18 protein-coding genes and 2 tRNA genes are annotated in these 18,312 nt (G+C 44.6%); 8 read left to right on the top strand and 12 right to left on the bottom strand.

Annotated features, from left to right (window positions below; all coding sequences use genetic code 11):
* Window positions 1-64: 64 nt before the first annotated feature.
* Window positions 65-538, top strand: coding sequence for a Cys-tRNA(Pro) deacylase (gene ybaK / locus VEJY3_RS03605; protein ID WP_014231071.1), 474 nt, complete (start codon window positions 65-67; stop codon window positions 536-538).
* 73 nt (window positions 539-611) lie between these two features.
* On the opposite strand, the gene rluF is transcribed toward ybaK, so the two are convergent.
* The 3 genes from rluF to VEJY3_RS24565 all read right to left on the bottom strand — a co-directional run bounded on the left by rluF (window position 612) and on the right by VEJY3_RS24565 (window position 2,642).
* Window positions 612-1,688 carry a 23S rRNA pseudouridine(2604) synthase RluF gene (rluF, locus tag VEJY3_RS03610; RefSeq protein WP_014231072.1) on the bottom strand — a complete coding sequence of 359 codons (1,077 nt, stop codon included), beginning with the start codon at window positions 1,686-1,688 and terminating at the stop codon, window positions 612-614.
* Between the two features lie 100 nt (window positions 1,689-1,788).
* Window positions 1,789-2,370 carry a DNA endonuclease SmrA gene (gene smrA / locus VEJY3_RS03615; protein WP_014231073.1) on the bottom strand — a complete coding sequence of 194 codons (582 nt, stop codon included), beginning with the start codon at window positions 2,368-2,370 and terminating at the stop codon, window positions 1,789-1,791.
* A gap of 131 nt (window positions 2,371-2,501) precedes the next feature.
* On the bottom strand, window positions 2,502-2,642 hold the full coding sequence (locus VEJY3_RS24565) for a DUF3149 domain-containing protein (RefSeq protein ID WP_014231074.1): 141 nt from the start codon (window positions 2,640-2,642) through the stop codon (window positions 2,502-2,504).
* Between the two features lie 354 nt (window positions 2,643-2,996).
* Between VEJY3_RS24565 and VEJY3_RS03625 the strand changes: the two genes are divergently transcribed.
* Window positions 2,997-3,073: transfer RNA gene (locus VEJY3_RS03625), tRNA-Pro, on the top strand.
* Between the two features lie 415 nt (window positions 3,074-3,488).
* Here VEJY3_RS03625 and VEJY3_RS03630 read toward each other — a convergent pair.
* The gene (locus VEJY3_RS03630) at window positions 3,489-4,370 is read right to left on the bottom strand and encodes a TraB/GumN family protein (RefSeq protein ID WP_041170304.1); all 882 of its coding nucleotides are present in this window, start codon (window positions 4,368-4,370) and stop codon (window positions 3,489-3,491) included.
* A 585-nt stretch (window positions 4,371-4,955) separates the two neighbouring features.
* Between VEJY3_RS03630 and VEJY3_RS03635 the strand changes: the two genes are divergently transcribed.
* Entirely contained in the window at window positions 4,956-5,648 is a 693-nt protein-coding gene (locus VEJY3_RS03635; RefSeq protein ID WP_014231077.1) for an oligogalacturonate-specific porin KdgM family protein, read from the top strand.
* Window positions 5,649-5,720: 72 nt separating this feature from the next.
* Here the strand turns inward: VEJY3_RS03635 and VEJY3_RS03640 are convergent, their stop codons facing one another.
* Complete coding sequence (locus VEJY3_RS03640) at window positions 5,721-6,170, bottom strand: DUF411 domain-containing protein (protein ID WP_014231078.1); 450 nt, start codon at window positions 6,168-6,170, stop codon at window positions 5,721-5,723.
* A 21-nt stretch (window positions 6,171-6,191) separates the two neighbouring features.
* Window positions 6,192-8,915 carry a heavy metal translocating P-type ATPase gene (locus VEJY3_RS03645; protein WP_014231079.1) on the bottom strand — a complete coding sequence of 908 codons (2,724 nt, stop codon included), beginning with the start codon at window positions 8,913-8,915 and terminating at the stop codon, window positions 6,192-6,194.
* A gap of 230 nt (window positions 8,916-9,145) precedes the next feature.
* On the opposite strand from VEJY3_RS03645, the gene gltX reads away from it, so the two are divergent.
* Both gltX and VEJY3_RS03655 read left to right on the top strand, forming a co-directional pair.
* Window positions 9,146-10,573, top strand: coding sequence for a glutamate--tRNA ligase (gene gltX / locus VEJY3_RS03650; RefSeq protein WP_014231080.1), 1,428 nt, complete (start codon window positions 9,146-9,148; stop codon window positions 10,571-10,573).
* A gap of 620 nt (window positions 10,574-11,193) precedes the next feature.
* A complete protein-coding gene (locus VEJY3_RS03655) occupies window positions 11,194-12,144 on the top strand; it encodes an OmpA family protein (protein WP_014231081.1) in 951 nt (316 codons plus the stop codon).
* Between the two features lie 124 nt (window positions 12,145-12,268).
* Here the strand turns inward: VEJY3_RS03655 and VEJY3_RS03660 are convergent, their stop codons facing one another.
* The 3 genes from VEJY3_RS03660 to VEJY3_RS03670 all read right to left on the bottom strand — a co-directional run bounded on the left by VEJY3_RS03660 (window position 12,269) and on the right by VEJY3_RS03670 (window position 14,308).
* A complete protein-coding gene (locus VEJY3_RS03660) occupies window positions 12,269-12,775 on the bottom strand; it encodes a hypothetical protein (protein ID WP_014231082.1) in 507 nt (168 codons plus the stop codon).
* Window positions 12,776-13,005: 230 nt separating this feature from the next.
* Window positions 13,006-13,082: transfer RNA gene (locus tag VEJY3_RS03665), tRNA-Arg, on the bottom strand.
* A gap of 92 nt (window positions 13,083-13,174) precedes the next feature.
* Window positions 13,175-14,308, bottom strand: coding sequence for a flagellar assembly protein FlgT (locus VEJY3_RS03670; RefSeq protein ID WP_014231083.1), 1,134 nt, complete (start codon window positions 14,306-14,308; stop codon window positions 13,175-13,177).
* A 169-nt stretch (window positions 14,309-14,477) separates the two neighbouring features.
* On the opposite strand from VEJY3_RS03670, the gene VEJY3_RS03675 reads away from it, so the two are divergent.
* Complete coding sequence (locus VEJY3_RS03675) at window positions 14,478-15,116, top strand: FlgO family outer membrane protein (RefSeq protein WP_014231084.1); 639 nt, start codon at window positions 14,478-14,480, stop codon at window positions 15,114-15,116.
* Between the two features lie 9 nt (window positions 15,117-15,125).
* A complete protein-coding gene (gene flgP / locus VEJY3_RS03680) occupies window positions 15,126-15,557 on the top strand; it encodes a flagellar assembly lipoprotein FlgP (RefSeq protein ID WP_014231085.1) in 432 nt (143 codons plus the stop codon).
* A gap of 112 nt (window positions 15,558-15,669) precedes the next feature.
* Here flgP and VEJY3_RS03685 read toward each other — a convergent pair whose 3' ends face one another.
* The 3 genes from VEJY3_RS03685 to flgA form a co-directional block, all read right to left on the bottom strand.
* Window positions 15,670-16,095: a flagella synthesis protein FlgN gene (locus VEJY3_RS03685; protein WP_014231086.1), complete on the bottom strand. Its 426-nt coding sequence runs from the start codon at window positions 16,093-16,095 to the stop codon at window positions 15,670-15,672.
* A 26-nt stretch (window positions 16,096-16,121) separates the two neighbouring features.
* Complete coding sequence (flgM, locus tag VEJY3_RS03690; RefSeq protein WP_014231087.1) at window positions 16,122-16,439, bottom strand: flagellar biosynthesis anti-sigma factor FlgM; 318 nt, start codon at window positions 16,437-16,439, stop codon at window positions 16,122-16,124.
* A gap of 123 nt (window positions 16,440-16,562) precedes the next feature.
* Window positions 16,563-17,309: a flagellar basal body P-ring formation chaperone FlgA gene (gene flgA, locus VEJY3_RS03695; RefSeq protein WP_041170199.1), complete on the bottom strand. Its 747-nt coding sequence runs from the start codon at window positions 17,307-17,309 to the stop codon at window positions 16,563-16,565.
* A 76-nt stretch (window positions 17,310-17,385) separates the two neighbouring features.
* On the opposite strand from flgA, the gene VEJY3_RS03700 reads away from it, so the two are divergent.
* Window positions 17,386-18,312, top strand: a complete 927-nt coding sequence (locus VEJY3_RS03700) for a chemotaxis protein (protein ID WP_014231089.1) — start codon at window positions 17,386-17,388, stop codon at window positions 18,310-18,312.

Raw genomic sequence — 18,312 nt, forward strand, 5'->3', positions numbered from 1 at the left:
TTAACTAAAAACGCAGCTTCATTTATCGCAAGCTGCGTTTTTTATTTTGATAAGGAGAATCTTGATGACTCCGGCCATTAATCTTGCGAAAAAGAAAAAAGTGCCACATACCATACATCAGTATGAACATGATCCAAGAGCCGATAGCTACGGCTTGGAAGCTGCTGAAGTATTGGGACAAGATCCAAAAAAAGTATTTAAAACCTTGCTGTTTTGTTTAAACGGCGAGCCTAGAAATCTTGCAGTAGCCATCATTCCCGTTGACCAGAAATTGAATCTTAAACTGGCAGCAAAAGCGGCAAAGGGAAAGAAGGCGGACATGGCAGACCCAGACATCGCTCAGAAAACAACGGGCTATGTGGTGGGCGGTATTAGCCCGCTTGGACAAAAGAAAGCGCTCCCCACTTTTTTACACGAAAGCGCCAAAGAGCAAGAAACCGTTTGTGTGAGTGCTGGTAAGCGTGGGTTGGAAATAGAGCTGGCCCCACAAGATTTGCTGACCTTAACTCGTGGTCAATTTGCACCTTTGTGTTTATAAGTGGCAACCTAAGAGTGACAGATAAATAAAAAGGACGCACTGGCGTCCTTTCTGTTCTTCATGCTGCAATAAATTATTTTTTCAAGCTTAATGTATTGCCACTACGTTTTACTGGTTGAGATGGCTTAGTCGCGTTTGGATTGTCGTAACGCACTTTTTGTTTCGTCGGTTTACGATCGGAGTCCTGCGCTTTCGCTTTAAAGCTCTCTTTGTTTGGACGAGGGTTGTCATTGTCCGGACGGCGTCTTTGTTGGCCTTTCTTAGAGTTAGGTGCATGACGGAACTCATCGGCATTATTACCACGGAATGTACGTGGCTTTTGGTTACGACGAGCGGTTGAATCTTGGTTTTCGTCACGACTGTCAAACAGTTTAGCGTCTGTTGCTTTTCGAATGTTACGCCCTTTAGAATCCACTTTAGAGGCTTCTTCAGTACCAACCGAACCATCACACATCGCCATGATTTCAGCTACTTCCGCATCTGTCAGGTAACGCCATTTACCGTTCGGAATACCATCTAGGGAGATATTCATAATACGCACGCGACGTAGTTTGTATACCTCATAACCCAGAGCTTCACACATACGGCGGATCTGACGGTTCAAACCCTGAGTCAGCACAATTCGGAACGAGAACTTGGTTTCTTTGGTCACTTTACAAGGAAGCGTTACCGTATCGAGGATTTTCACACCGCTCGACATCTGTTTAAGAAAATCGCCAGTGATTGGCTTATCGACGCGCACCACGTACTCTTTTTCGTGGTTGTTACCGGCACGAAGAATTTTGTTAACGATGTCACCGTCGTTAGTCAAAAAGATCAGACCGTCAGACGGTTTATCTAGGCGACCAATAGGGAAAATGCGTTTTTTATGTCCAATAAAGTCGACAATGTTGCCCGGTACATCACGTTCTGTAGTACAGGTAATGCCGGTCGGTTTGTTTAACGCGATGTAAACAGGTTTCTCTTTTGCAGCGACAGGTTTGCCATCGACACAAACATCATCGCCTGGTAAGACTTTTGTGCCCATTTCTGGTTGCTTACCATTAATCGTGACACGACCTTGCTCGATCAGTCTGTCGGCCTCTCGGCGTGAACAAAAGCCTGTTTCACTAATAAACTTATTTAAGCGTTTAGAATTATCTTGTGACATGTTGTACTCCTAACGTTTCACAACGGCGGTGAATAAAGTATCCCAGCTAATGCTAGCGAAGGGGAAAATAAGGTCGGGCATTCTAGCACCGACAAGAAACTTAGCCTAACCGTTTTTGATGGCGTTCTCGGTTTTCCAGCTTCTTATCTGGACTCTTTCTTAACAACACGTAGACGGCTCCGCTACCACCGTGAAAGCGCTGCGCACTGTGAACACACTGCACTTCTTTAATTTGCTGTAGCCAACTGCTGACGAAGCTCTTCATTAACGCTGGTGGATTAGACCGTTCACCTCGACCATGAACAATGACAACCGTGCGAATGTCCATTGATATACATTGTTTCAGGAATTTTACGACTTCATCACGTGCTTCTTTCAGAGTTTTTCTGTGCAAGTCTAAACGTGCCTGAATCGGGTACTTGCCTAAGCGTAGTTTGCGGTATACGCCGTCTTGCACACCATCACGTTTGAACTCGACAAAGTCGTCGGGCTTGAGCATTTCTGCATGATCGAGAGAGAGGTACTCTGGGTCGTCCTCTGTTAACCATATAGCCGCTTCTCGCTTAGCAAGGTGTGCATCGGTTACTTGGTGAACTTTCTTGTGCTCTGCGGTGTCTTGAGTGATTGGCTTTACATCACCCATCATTTGTTGGAACAACTCAAAATCGTCATCGTGAGACATAGTGGCGATCTCATAAAGAACAGGATAGGTACAGGTGATTATATCAATGAGATGAGGGAAAAGATCAATAAAAAACCGGAGTAGGCAAGTAACCGACTCCGGTGCAAAGCGTTTATAGGGCTAAGCGAGATCTAGTGAGGAGATTTATCGTTCATGATCTTGTACATGAAGAAACCGCCATAAAACAACATTAGACCGATCGCTCCGAAGATTACTATCATCGATGATAGACCTACTGCATTACCAAATAGGAGATCAAGCCAAAAGTCCATATGTTTCCTCCAAGATATTCCCGATAGACACAAATTAATTGTTGGTGTTTTTTCGCACACTGATCTGGATCAATTATGTTGCTGAGGTTAATAAACTGTATTTTATTGTGGGTTGTCAGTCACATTTTGCGTGCTTGTGTTCAGTTATTCACCAAACGGATTAAGACATTACGTTTTTTTAGAAAAAGCACTTGCGTCTCGGATCAGAATCCGTAATATACCACCTCGTTGACGGGGACAAGTCCTCAGTTAAACATCTCGAAGATTAGCGTGATTAGTAGCGCATCTCGGGGTTTAGGAATAGCGGACCAGAGGGTCACCCTCTAGCTTTAGCAAGATTCCAAGTCAACATCTCGGTGAATAGCGCAGCTTGGTAGCGCATCTGGTTTGGGACCAGAGGGTCGGGGGTTCGAATCCCTCTTCACCGACCACATTAAGAAAGCCTGCTTTTAAAGCAGGCTTTCGTCGTTTTAGAGGTCATAAAATTCGTACTAACGGATTCGAACCAAAGCGGGGGTTCGCCTGAAGTTAGAATATGGCTCTTCACCGATTATTTTCTAAAAAAGGCTCTGTAGAAATACAGAGCCCTTTTTGCATTTTAAATGCGTGCTGGAGCTTAGGGTCGTGGGCTGGAACGCCAGTCCGATCGAATTCCTCTTCACCGACCACATTAAGAAAGCCTGCTTTTAAAGCAGGCTTTCGTCGTTTTAGAGTTCATAAAATTCGTACTGACGGATTCGCACCAAAGCGGGGGTTCGCCTTAAGTTAGAACATGGCTCTTCAGCGACCATATTAAAAGAAGCCGCAGCAGAAATGTTGCGGCTTTTTGCATTGAGCTTACTGTATCTACATCTGTTGGATATTGCACTTCGCTTTGCGTGTATTACCAAGCGGTGTAATTTCAAAACCTCGCTCGGCCAGCAAATCAATTAGGTTATCTTTACCGACGAGATGCAGGCTGCCAACCACAACGGTATAGCGGCCTTGCTTTTGTGGGAGTATGTTGCCGATGTCGAGCTTTTCTGCCCAGTCTTTATTACGTACATATAAAAAGGCCTCATTAAACTCTTCTGTTGCTTTGTCAGTTAAAGAGGCTTCTTCCAACATGCTACCATCGCCACTTTTCCAGCTTTCAATCAGGCATTCGACGAGCTCTTCTCCTGCTTCATATTCATTGATGGATGACAGCAGCATTTCTTTACCTTCATCAGGCTGACCAGTAATTAAATCGATTTGAAACTGTACGGTTTCGAGTGAAATGACAGGAATGCCGTTTTTGTCGGCCAAGCCAATTAAGTGCATATCGACGCCTTCTGTTGAGACATACCCCAGTTTGTTCACTAAAGCGAGTTGGATGGTGAGAGCGGTATTCCATGGTGGGGCATTCAGCAGCTGAGTTTCTGGTAACTGCAAATCTTTTGCTATTTTGATCAGTTGTTGACGCTGCGTTTTGTTCAGTATCGTTTTGGTTCGCGTAGACACTGGCGGGTAAACAGCACCTTCATTACTTCTTACGTCCGCTTCAATGATCAGCCCCGAACTTTCGCTAAGGTGTTCCAGTAGGTTTTTAGGCAAGGGATACATGGTTTTATCCCCCACATGTACTGAGCCGATAATCATATATTCTGTCTCGCCTTTTTTGGCTAACCAATGTTGTGGCTCAGCGCTGGACGAAAAGGAAGTAAAAAGAACAAAAAACGATGATACAAAGGTCATTATGCGGAACATATTATTATCCTCGAACTGAATCCCGGATAACATTTTGTATCCAGCATCTTGAAAGCGCATCTGCACATCACTTTATACCGAAACTGGAGCAAGATGCCATATTGAGCATAGAACACGTTTTCAATATCTCGTGTGTATACGAGCCGCTTAATAGGGGGCAGATAGAATTGTCACGATAAACTCACCATTTTGCGACGTGCTATTTATTTTTATGCGTAAATTAAGTGTGATCGAAATCTAATTATTTCGCTCTGATAAAAAAGATTGGGGTGAAAGTTTAAATTAATAATGTGATCTTAATTGGTAAATCGTTCTGATTTATGTAGTTTGTTGTGATGTAGGTCGGATATGGTTTTTTTGAAAGATTTTCCAGTTCAGTTGTAATTGACTGTATTTTATGAGTTTTATTTATTGTCTGGTTTCCCGTTTTGAACATGATCACCTTTTTAAAGGATTTATTTTTCATCGAAAATTAATTATTTCAGTATTGCCTCCGCCCACTAAGGCAGATTCCAAATTTTGTTATGTAAAGGAACCTACGAGTCTGGAACCATCACATAACGTGAATAAATAAAGGCAGTAATTATGAAATACATTTTTGCACTGAGTGCTCTTTCTCTCGCTTTCGCGTCTAGCGCATTTGCTGGTTCTTCTTACGTAACAGGTAACGTTCAATTTCACGATGATGGCCGAATTCACGGCTCGGACGTGACTTCTACACTCGAAGCTGGTCATACTTTCGATAATTCATTTGGTGGCTTTACGGTTTACACTGAGTTTGATGGTATTCAACTTGGCAAACTAGAAAGTAAAAATGGTGGCGCAGGGAACATAACACCTTACATTACGGTAGGGGGTGAGCAGTCATTTAACATCACCGATCGTCTTTGGGTTGCAGCAGGTTACCAACACTTGTTCTCAGCGGGCGAAAACATTCAATACCGTCCACTGGTGAAAATTGGTTACAACTTCGATAACGGCATTTCTCTAAGCAACCGCACGCGTGCACACATTGATGCAACAGACGCAGATGCTGATACGGACTACCGCATGGATAACCGCATCGGTTACGTGATGAATGAAGATGTGACGCTAAGCTACAACAATGTATACATGATTGATGCCGATACAATGGACCACGAGTTCCGTGCGACATGGACTCGTAAAGGTGTTCAACCATACTTTGAACTTCGCTCTCAGGCTCATGGCGCAGAAAATGCGAATGGAGACAGCCTAGTGAACAACGCCTTTGTATTTGGTGCTTCTTACGGTTTCTAACGATTTCGTCTTAATTGTCCATTAAGTTGCTAAGAAAAAGCCCAGCATCTGTTTTAAGAGCTGGGCTTTATTTTATTTGTCGTTACCTTTGTGGTGACTAAAGGCCGAAACCTGTCCTTGTTCATTGAAAGCGTAAACGGTGTAACTGTCCTTTTTATCGCCATACTCCATACCTGGGGAGCCTACTGGCATTCCAGGAACCGTCAGACCTTTCGCATTCTTCGGAGGGTTTTCCAAGAAGGCTTTAATATCGGCTGCTGGCACGTGTCCTTCAAACAGATAACCGTTTATTTCTGCCGTATGGCAAGAGTAGAGCTGTTGGTTTTTCATGCCTAATTCGCGTTTTATGGCATTCATATCATCATGCAGTTTTTCTTCGACCGTAAAGCCATTCTCTTCCATGTGTTTTGTCCAGTCACCACAACAGCCACAATATGGCGACTTGTGGTTAATGACATCGGCTGCCAATACATTGGCGGATACGGTCGCAAGCATTGCAAAAGTTACAAGTTTCAATTTCATAATACCCTCAGAAAGAAGTCGTCATTTTACTGAAAACAGTCGTAGTCGGTTTGCATTACTAACGACAGTAATTGAAGACAGTGCCATCGCTGCTCCTGCAACTACGGGACTGAGTAAAAAGCCAAATGCTGGGTAAAGTACACCTGCCGCAACAGGTATTCCCAACGAGTTATAAACAAAGGCACCAAACAAGTTTTGTTTCATGTTTTTAAGTGTAGCGCGCGACAACTCTATTGCGTGCACCACGGCCATTGGTGAAGTGTTGAGAATCGTCATTTGCGCACTTTCTATCGCGACATCACTGCCGCTTCCCATTGCGATACCAAGGTTGGCAAGTGCAAGAGCAGGCGCATCGTTAATGCCGTCTCCGACCATCGCCACAATATGGCCTTTAGATTGAAGTTGCTCGATGTGCTGGGCTTTTTCATCTGGTAAAACTTGTGCAATCACTTCATCAATGCCGAGCTCTTTACCGATCGCATCAGCAACGTGCTGGTTATCACCCGTCAACATCACGGTTTTGACTCCCTGAGCTTTCAAAGCTGAAAGTGCTTCTTTAGCGTCTGATTTGATTGGGTCGGCAATGGCAATCAGTCCGACTAACTCGTTATCCAGAGCTACAGCGACAGGCGTCCACGCGTTTTTTGCACTCTCTTCTATCGCTTGTTTTAGGTTACTTGTGTCAATATTCTCGGCTTGCATAAATTGCAAAGAACCGATCAGCAATGGTTTACCTTGGTAAGTCGCTAAGATGCCGCGTCCACGGACGTTTTCGAATTTATCTAACGTGACTTCTCTCGCGTCTTGTTGTTTCGCAAAATCACACACGGCTTTGGCAAGTGGGTGCTCAGACTGACGCTCTGCCGAATAGGCCATAGTAAGCAGTTCATCTTGACTGGTCGCGTGAGTAAAAACTTGCTGAACCGATGGTTTTCCTTGTGTCAGCGTACCGGTTTTATCGAAGACGACCGTATCGACTTTACTGGCTAACTGCAGTGCATCAGCGTCTTTAATTAAGATGCCCAACTCGGCGGCTTTGCCTACGCCAACTGTGACGGAAAGAGGTGTAGCCAAGCCAAGTGCACAAGGGCAGGCGATGATGAGTACGGTTGTAGTCACCACGAGCATGTAGCTGGCTTTAGGCTCTGGACCTACGGCAAACCAAACCAACGCAGCAAGTAAGGCAATACCAACCACGACAGGTACAAATACCGCTGAGATTTGGTCGGCTAATTTGGCGATGGCAGGTTTACTGCTTTGAGCGGTTCTAACCATACGAATGATGCGCGCGAGCATCGTATTTGCACCAATGCCAGTGGCTTCGATAACCAAGCTACCGTCGGTGTTTAGCGTACCAGCAGAGACTTCTGCATCCAGCCCTTTTAGTACCGGGACAGGCTCTCCGGTTAGCATTGACTCGTCTATATAGGATTCGCCTTCGAGTACGGTGCCATCTACTGGCACTTTCTCGCCGGGCTTAATTCTTAATTTCATACCAAGCGTTATTTGCTCAACGCTGATGGTCTGATCGCCTTTCTCTGTAATAGCCGTCGCTTGTTGTGGTTGCAAGTTAATTAAAGCTTGTAATGAGCGAGTAGTGTTAGCCTTGGCTTTGGCTTCTATATAGTGACCGAGAGAAATCAAACCAACGATCATTGCACTTGCTTCAAAATAGACGTGACGTGATGCGAGCGGGAACCAATTTGGGAAAACCACTACGAGCATGGAGTAGAACCAAGCTGCACCTGTACCCAATGCAACCAGTGTATCCATGGTTGCGCGTTTGTGAGTCGCCGCTAACCAAGCGTTGCTGAAGAAGTGGCGACCAGCAGTTGCCAGAAGCAGCAAACATAAAAGACCGACTGCGCCCCAAATGTACTGGTCACTGGTGTGGCGAATCATCATGTTACCGCCAGCCACACCCCACAGCATTAAGGGAGCACCCACCACTAAGCCTGCAATGGCATCAAATTTAAAGCGTTTTTGCTGTGCCAATTGCTGCTGCGCTTGCTTTTCTTGTTGTGTTGCGGCGTCTTGTAGGATTTCCGCTTGGTATCCTGCTTGTTTTACCGACTCTACAATCGCTTGGTGTAGGTCTTCAGAATCCTGAGTCGCGAACACTAAGGCACTTTGTTCAGCAAGGTTTACCTGAGCTTTTTCTACACCTTCAACCTTAGTTAATGCTTTTTCGACTGAAGAAACGCAACTTGCGCAGGTCATTCCCTGGATTAGCATTTGCAGTTGAGTGCTGCTGGCTGGTGGAATGTCTTTCAGTGGGTTATCTGGTGCTTCGCTTTGTGCTGGTTGGGTTTCATCTTCAGGCTCGGCACTTTTAACTTCTGTACTTTCGGTTCCTGTGATGGCTTCTTTACTCGCGGTGTAGCCTAAGCTCGCGACAAGATCGATGACTTGCTGTTCAGAAAGAAGAGTTCGGATATTTAATTGCGTCGTCGAAGCTTCAAATGAGATAACGTCTGCATTTGACTCTAATAAAGCAGAGAGCTTTCTGACGCAGCCGCCACAGCTTAATCCGGACAAGTTAAAGTCATAGACGTGACCTGCCTGATAGCCTAAGGATTCTATAGACTCAACAATCTCGTTTAAAGAGGCATCGGTTTTGACTTCCACAGAGGTCGGGGACAAGTTGAGGATTTCAACACTATGATTTGCATGTAAAGTTTTCTCAACTTTCCTTGCACAACCCATGCAGTTAAGCCCTGATAACGGTACTACAAACTGATTCATAACTTGTCCTCACTGATCGTAATATAGTGAGCTTAAACCTTACTGCAAGGGTAAGGTCAAGGTTTGTTATCAATGAAGTGAATTTCGTTGAACCCCGCATCGAGAGGTTATTTGGGTATATGAACACGGAAGGATTGTAGTATTGACTTACGATGGTAAAATGTCGCCACTTTTATCCTTGACAATACAACGAGAACCCTCTCGTTGAACATTAACCCTAAGGAACTCAAATGACGGTTAAAACTCGTTTTGCTCCTAGCCCAACTGGCTATCTACACGTTGGTGGTGCGCGTACGGCACTGTATTCTTGGCTATATGCTAAAAACCAAGGTGGTGAATTCGTTCTGCGTATCGAAGATACAGACCTTGAGCGTAACTCTAAAGAAGCGGTTGATGCGATTCTGGAAGGTATGGAATGGCTAGGTCTGGAGTGGGATGAAGGTCCTTACTACCAAACTCAACGTTTTGACCGTTACAACGAAATGGTTGATAAGCTGGTTGCTGAAGACAAAGCATACAAATGTTACGCATCTAAAGAGCTACTGGATGAGATTCGTGCAGAGCAAGAAGTGAACAAAGAAATGCCTCGCTACGATGCTAACCATCCTAAAATCAAAGCGGCAAACGATGCGGCGAAAGATGGTGATCCTTGCGTAATTCGTTTCCGCAACCCGAAAGAGGGTAGCGTTGTATTTGAAGACCAAATCCGTGGTCGTATCGAAATCCGTAATGAGCAGATGGATGACTTGATCATTCGCCGTACTGATGGTTCACCAACGTACAACTTCTGTGTTGTGGTTGATGACTGGGATATGGGCATCACACACGTTGTTCGTGGTGAGGATCACATCAACAACACACCTCGTCAGATCAACATTTACGAAGCACTAGGTGCACCAGTACCTACATTTGCTCACTGTGCAATGATTCTGGGTGACGACGGTGCGAAACTGTCTAAACGTCACGGCGCTGTATCGGTAATGCAGTACCGCGACATGGGTTACTTACCAGCTGCCCTAAACAACTACCTTGTTCGTCTGGGTTGGTCTCACGGTGACCAAGAAATCTTCACTCAAGAAGAAATGATTAATCTGTTTAGTCTGGACGCCGTATCTAAGTCAGCGTCTGCATTTAACACAGATAAGCTGCAGTGGCTAAACAACCACTACATCAAGAGCTCTGATCCAGCGTACGTTGCAGAGCACTTACAATGGCACCTAGACCAACAGAAGCTGGACGTGACAAACGGCCCTGCAATCACTGAAGTGATCAAATTGGTTGGTGAGCGTTGTAATACACTTGTTGAACTGGCTGAGCAGATTCGCTACTTCTACGAAGATTTCTCTGAGTTTGAAGCAGGCGCTGCGAAGAAACACCTACGTGGTGTAGCAAAAGAGCCTCTAGAGCTTGCACTTGCAAAAGCAGAATCGTTAACTGAGTGGACAACTGAAAGCATCAAAGATGGTGTAATTACAGCCGTTTGCGAAGAGCTAGAAATCGGCATGGGTAAAATTGGTATGCCGCTACGTGTCGCAGTAACAGGCGGTGGTCAGTCCCCATCTGTTGACGCAGTTATGGCTCTAATTGGTCAAGAGCGTTGCATTGCTCGTATTAAAATGGCCTTAGCGTTTATTGCTGAACGTGAAGCTAATGCATAATTTAATTGCATAAACATTCAATAACCGCGGTAATTTCCGCGGTTTTTTTGTGTCTAAAGAATGTAATAAAAGCGAAAGTAGTGAACAGATTTGACTGATGTACATGCTATGTCGGCGTGTTGATGTTTGTTTTATGATAAATTTTTGTAATTAAATATCGTGGTTTTTAGTGCTTATTCAATGGCTGATTTTCAAACTATCCCTCTGATTAATATCTACTATCTATAAAATTCCCCAAGTAACATCTCAATAGTGAGACAAATATCTGCATTAGTTATTTTGTTGTGCTTTTTTACGCAAACGTTTGCTTCGTTGTCGCGATAGGCTTTGGGTGCTCTATGTCACATAATGTTTGCGGTTTTGATGACACTAAATTGACAGTTTTGGGATTTTTCTCGAGATTTCTTAGCGTTATAGTTCATCTCGTCAGTGGGACCCAAATAGCGGTCCCGAATACTGAACAGGAATGATACCCGAGCAACTTTTGATAAATAATTTGCATGTATATGCACAAAGTTAGCTTCGGTAATACGCTCAAGGAATGAATCAAATTGGAATACAACGTCAGTCGGCGACGCATTTCGTGATCTAATAAAAGTAATTCTTAATAGGAATCAATAATGAAAAAACTAGCAGCGGTAATTTCAGCATCTTTACTTATGGCATCAGCGGCTCAAGCCGAAGTTTATGTTGGCGGTAAAATGGGTAAATCTTGGTTGGAAGATGCTTGTGTAGCAGGTCAATCTTGCGATAAAGATGACTCGACTCTTGGTGCTTTTGTTGGTTACGAATTCAATGACTACATTGCAGTTGAAGCAGGTTTTGACAATGTTGGTGATTTTGATAACACCTCTTTCGGTGGTCACGTAGAAGCTATCACCCTTGCGCCTAAATTCAGCCTACCAATCACTGAAGACATCGCACTTTACGGTAAAGTGGGTGGCGCTTACGTAATGTTCGATGGTAAAGACGATTACTCTTACCTTGGTGCGGCAGGTCTTGAGTTCAACCTAAGCCAAAATGTTACTGCTCGTGCGGAATACCAAACTATCACTGACATCAACAACGATGTAGTTCGCGCAACAGGCAATACAGCGACCCTAGGTGTTTCATTCAAGTTCGGTGGCAGCGAAGAGCCAGTTGTTGAAGAAGCGCCAATCGTTGAAGAAGTGGTTGTTGTAGAAGAGCCAGTCGTTGTAACGAAAACATTTGAAACTCAAACTATCGGTACTGGTGGCTTCGATCTAAACAGCACAACACTAAAACCTGAAAGCGCAGCTAAACTAGACAACTTGGTTGCTTTCCTAAACGAGCATCCACAAGCGAATGTTGAAGTGGTAGGCTACACAGATGCTTCTGGCGCTGCATCATACAACCAAAAAGTTTCTGAGAAACGCGCAGAATCTGTTGCTAACGCGCTAGTAGAAAAAGGCATTGATGCATCACGCATCCACGCTCGTGGTGAAGGTGAAAACAACCCTATCGCATCAAACGAAACGCGTGAAGGTCGTCAACAAAACCGTCGCGTAGAAGTGATTGTTCCTGAATTTGAATACCAAGTTCAGCAATAAGATACTATTTAAACAAATATAGTCCTGAATTTAAATGCCCCAAAGCGTTAGCGCTTTGGGGCATTTTTATATCTATTGTCGATGCAAAAACTAGTAACAGCCTAAAATGACTTAGTACATTGGGTTATTTAAGATCGATACTGTTTAGGCGTCCCATGAACGTAAGTATTTCCAGATTTTCCTTGTGAGCTTCCAGCAGTGCTTTTTTGGTTTGCATGTATGCGGCAAGCTTGCCGTATTTACTGATTGAGCGCACAACCGTCTTGTACTTATATTCTCCGTGTTCGTTAAACTCTCGCCACTTGGCAATGTAACAAGTGTCTCGATTGTCTGGATTCTCTAGAGTTGGATTGGGTTTATGAACGATTTTCGGTTCAACACTGTGCGGTAATCTTGTCATCAGATAGGGATCTTTCAAAAGGCGCCGCCAAAACTTGCCCCACATCTGCTGTCCCAATTCATTTCTCAATTTAATGGCTTTCTTTAGTCCCTTCTCCTCTCCAATGCGCACGAACCCTACAGAGCGGTGAAGTACCGTATCCTCTGGGGTGTGGATGTGGATCTTAAAGGCTGTTTTGCCTTTGGATATAAAACGGTGTCCGGTATTTGTAATTAAATTGCTCTTAGACATAGCGCTAACTAATATTCTTATTAATAGCCAAAAAGGGTAAGCAAAACTCATCAATAATTAAAGTCATAAAATATAAAACTGTAAATAGCTGCGTTTAAAATTGGTTTTGTGCCGTTAGTGAATGTTCTAGAAAAAGACGCTGAGTGAGCTTCTAATGAATCGTCTCAAGTGATGTCAGATCAAGGGAAAAGAAAAAAACCTTAGTTCAATCGCGAACTAAGGTTTTGATGTGGCGCCCCCAGTAGGATTCGAACCTACGACCTGTCCCTTAGGAGGGGACTGCGCTATCCAGCTGTGCCATGAGGGCGTAATACCAGCTACTGCAGTTGGTATAATCAAATAAGATGCGTCATCTATAATATTCAAAAGTACGCATATCTCAAGGCCTAATGTTGTCTTTTAGAGTATCTTGTTCATTACATCGCCAATTTGAACGCTTGATGACAGGTTGGGTTGATCGATGCTCAGTTCTGCTTCGTGTTCATAAACGCGCGACACGGTTAAGGTCACTTCACTTTGCGATACTTTGTTACGTGGTAAACCACTTTGATCGATAAAAGACGCGGTGTGCCACAATTGCAATTTGTCGCCTTCTTTAACACCGTGCATACGGCCTAAATCCATAGTGACGGTGTTTCCGTAGACAGCCACTACTTCCGGCAAGGTTACCTTACAAGACAGTTCTGATTCCAAATCTAACATGATGTTACGGCTTACGCGCAGCATCATTTCACCATAAGTAGAGGCCCAGAATCGCGCGCTTCGTGTGTCGACCTGACTGGTTTTTGCAAACGGCCAGCGAGCGACTTCGCGGTAGGTTTTATAAAAGACTTCATGGCCAGTTTTACCATCATAAACTTTCATCTCTAAGGCAAACTGCCGGTTGATGATGTCATCTTTGAGTACTTTAGATTCAATCGTCGCGGTTAAGTCAGTGATGATGCCACCAATGATGTACTGTGCCCCATTGTCCTCGGCAATCATCTGAGTGCGAGCAGGGTAGTTGCGGCTAATTGAGTAGTCGGTAGTGCCGACAGAAACGAAACTGTGCGAGGTCTGATCGAGCTGACGATTCACAACGTGGCTAAAGTCATCACCAACTTGATAAATTTGTCCCATCACGGCTTGTTGAGGAGAGGCGACATCAATATTCCCAACCAGGATGGTTTTTTTGTATTGAGCCGTGTGGCAACCCATTGCCGATGGGTAGATGTCGACACGGAGCTTTATCTCCATCTTACCACTTCGCTTTCGCTCTGATTCAACCAGGATGTAGCGTACTTCATGGTTAGTGAACTGATACTCTTTGCGGTTTTCTTCTAATAGCGGCATTAAATTACTGATGCTGCCAATATCTGCCCCCGAAAAGTTGACGGCTTTAAAAAGCGCATCCTCTAAGGCGTGTAGCCTTGCCGCATCGTCCGAAGATACGATCGTGGCAACGCCTGTCACTTCGTACCACGCGGCGACTGCGCGAAAAGGCAGAAGCAGAACGAAAGTGATTGATAATACGCTGATTAATATTTTTTTCATGGCTTGTAACCGTTCAGGTATAAATATTGCTAAAACAAACATCAGTGAAGTTTGGTAGCGCTTTCTAGTTTGGACAGGCAAAAGAAAAGCAAAGACTGTTCCAAGATTTCGTTTCTTGTCATGAATGATAAGGAACAGTGACACCCAAGATTATCTGGAGAATCAATCCATGAAAAAATGGCTTGCTGCCGCATCGATGATGACGCTTTTGACATCGTGCGCGTATTCACCAATTTACAATGGTAAAGAACCCTATTCAGGCAGTCAGTTCATGCTGATGGATAGCCCGCGTCATACGATGGACTTTTTTATTGAAAGCATGACGGAAGAGTTGATGGTTTCTAACGTCGCGGTCTCTGCGCGTACGCCTATTGCGATCACATCATTCGTTGATTTACAGAATATGGATGCAACCAATTGGTTGGGGAACTCGGTATCTGAAGGATTCATCCATCAGTTCCAGCGTCGTGGATTTAAAGTGGTGGACTTCAAAACGACAGGCTCGATTCAAGTCACTCAACAAGGTGACTTTGCATTGAGCAGAGACTGGAGCGATCTCGCTCAAGAGCAGGAAATCCAATACGTGTTAACCGGTACCATGCTACGCCAGGAAGGTGGTGTGCTTGTAAACGCCCGCGTAGTAGGGATGCAAAGCCGAATTGTTGTAGCAACGGCACAGGGCTTTTTGCCTGCGGATCGTATTGGCCGCGACTTAGATACGCTCAACAGTATTCGTACTCAAGATGGCGTCCTGATTCGTTCAGACCCGACGATTCGTCAGCCATACACTGTGATTCTCCGCCCATAGGACAGAGCCATGAAAAAATTATTATTTATTATCGCCACCTTGGTACTGGTGGGTTGCCAACCATTACAGCAGATGCGTCAGGATGAACTATTAGTGGCCGTAGGTTATGCCAGCGTGAGTGAACAAACTGGTCGCACTGTAGAAGAAAAACGTGTTCGAGCAATGCGCGCATCGAAAATTGATGCTTACCGTGAACTGGCAGAGCAGGTCTATGGTATGCGTGTCAGTGGCCGAGCAGAGTTGCAAGATCAGCGTTTAGGGACGGAAAGCACAACCGGTGCGGTTGACGGCGTTATTCGCGGCGCGGAAGTGGTGAGAAGCTACTTGGTCGAAGACAGTTATGTAACAGAGCTTCGTCTGGATATTCGCAAAATGGACAAGCTAAGAGACTATGGTGAAGTACAGCAGGTACCTGAGAAGCGTCAGCAGACCCTGTTCTGATATCTAAATAACGTCAGATAATCTCTTTAGCGGCTCATTGGTAACATTGGGTCGTTTTTTTGTGCGTAAAACTTAGAGTAGATAAACGATAGGGGTATCACGAAGAGAAAAATCAGGCTTTGATGTTGGTGCCTAATGTCGAAATAGTGTGAGTTTGCCCACCGGCGTTGTAAGTCATACCAACTTTACCGTGGGTGCGTTGAAGCATGTTATTGAGCTTGGTGAAGCTCAGCTGCGCTCGATTGAGCGATTCACCGTTCATTTGATTAACTTGTTGGCAATCAATAACGATAGATTGGATCTGGTTTACAACCTGACTTAGGTGTTCATCTTCGGTAAGCTGATTGACATGCGGGTGAGAGGCGATTCGCTGATCAGTCGTCTTTAATTGATCAATGAGTGTCATCTTTTGTTTGGCAATACTTTCGATATCAGCAGAAACACGCGCAGTGATGGCTTGTGTTTCCTGACGTAAAACGACAGAAAGTGCTTTTGCATTTTCTAGTTGGAAGTTTACGAGATCGACTAATGCTGCCATGAATACTTACCTTGAGCCTAAGTCAGTTAGATTTTGCCTTGCAATTCGCTTTCAAGCTTTATCATGTTGTCGGCCAGTTTTTCTGGATCAACCTTGTATGAGCCGTTTGCGATTGCTTCTTTGATTGCGGCCACTTTTGCGGTGTCATAAGCCGGTGAAGCTGCCATATCCTTTTGGAGTTTATTGACGTCTTTACTTTGTTGGCTCAAAGATACTGCATCTTGTTGCGCTGACATTTTATGCGAATCTGTTGTGTTGGTCGCATTCGATTCATTACGTGCAGGTGCGCGACTTTTATTAGTCGTCATTATCTGACCTGAACGTATATTGTCTATACCTGCCATGTTTTACCTTTGCCTTGTATCGTAATACTGGTACTCAGACTATCGACCAACGCCAAAATAACTTTAATCATTTTGTGCACTTTTATTGATCGATTTTCTTCTCGTGCTGTTGTTCGCCGAAGGTCAAAAGTTGACGGTGATTTCTGCAATGCCAGTCACTATGCCTTCTATTATACGTTGTGACTTATCATTTTTCACTCTCACTTGATCACCTGCTGCGCCGTCTTGCAATGCAGTGCCTTGGGTCGAGATTGTCATCCCCGCTTTTACCGCTTGAATTGTCACTCTCTCGTTACGACACACCACGCACACATCATTTCGCTCCACGACATCTCCAAGGCGAACACTACGCTTTAATTTCGCGCCCACGACTTGAGAATGGTCGGTAAAGCCATCTTTGCGAAAGCGTTGTAACTCAATCATTGACGTGGTGACGTCTGAAGCACTGATGATTTCCCCTCGAACGAGCTGGCGAGTACTGACAAGCATCGGGACCGAAACTGACATACGCACTGGGACGTAGACTTTCCAGTCATCAGTAGAACATTCAACCAATACATTAATATTGCTGCGCGTGCTGCTGGTGGTTGAAGCCGAAGTGTCGAGAGGCTCTGGGCAATCGGTAGCTTTAATCCGTGAGTCGATATTTGCTGCATTGACGGTTAACTCACCGCCTGCAGGTTGCTCGACGGTGGCTAAAACATGTTGTTCTGCTGCCATTTTTATCTGCTCGAGCTGATTATCAGTGGCTGAATGAACAAAAAAGCTAAATATACTGAGCAAAATGCCGATAGCCTTAGCGTACTTTGTGAATACCGATCTACATATTGTTTTAGTCAATGTAGTCGAAGTGATAGTGAAATACGCCATAAGGTCTCCCTGGAACAATGCTTGCCAGTGGTAGAGTATCATTTAAAAACAAAAAGTTTGAGATGGAGATGAGCATATGACGGGGATTCTTGACTCAGTGAATCAGCGTACGCAACTCGTCGGTCAGAACCGATTGGAATTGTTGACCTTTAGATTGATGGGGCGGCAGCGTTATGGCATTAACGTATTTAAAGTTCGGGAAGTGCTGCAATGTCCAAAGCTGACAGTAATGCCAAATCTGCATCCGTTAGTAAAAGGTGTTGCTCATATTCGTGGCCATACTGTATCCGTTATTGATTTAAGCCTGGCAATTGGTGGCCGCCCAACCACGGAAATTGACAAGTGCTTTGTGGTGATTGCGGAGTTCAACCGCTCCATTCAGGCGTTCTTAGTATCGTCGGTTGAGCGCATTATAAACATGCACTGGGAAGCGATTTTGCCGCCTCCGGAAGGCGCGGGTAAAGCACATTACCTGACCGCGGTAACCAACATTGATAACGAGCTCGTTGAAATTCTCGATGTAGAAAAAGTTTTGGCTGAAATTGCGCCAGTGGATGAGACGATGGACGCTTCGATTGGTGAAGAAATCGCTCAGGCAGAGCAGGTGAAACCAATTGTACGCCGTATTATGATTGCCGATGACTCTACTGTTGCACGTAAACAACTCGAGCGAGCTATCCGTTCGATCGGTTTCGAGGTGTTGTCGGTGAAAGATGGTAAAGAGGCATACAATACCTTGCTTGAGATGGCTCGAGAGGGTGACATCTACGAGCAAATTTCTCTGGTGATTTCTGATATCGAAATGCCAGAGATGGACGGCTACACACTAACGGCTGAAATTCGCAGAAATGCGGATTTGAAAGACCTTTATGTTATTCTCCACTCTTCCTTAAGTGGCGTATTTAACCAAGCTATGGTTGATCGCGTGGGAGCGAACACCTTCATTGCGAAATTTAATCCAGACGAACTGGGTAACGCGGTTAAAACTGCATTAATACAATAA

The organism is Vibrio sp. EJY3, assembly GCF_000241385.1.
Lineage (GTDB): Bacteria > Pseudomonadota > Gammaproteobacteria > Enterobacterales > Vibrionaceae > Vibrio > Vibrio natriegens.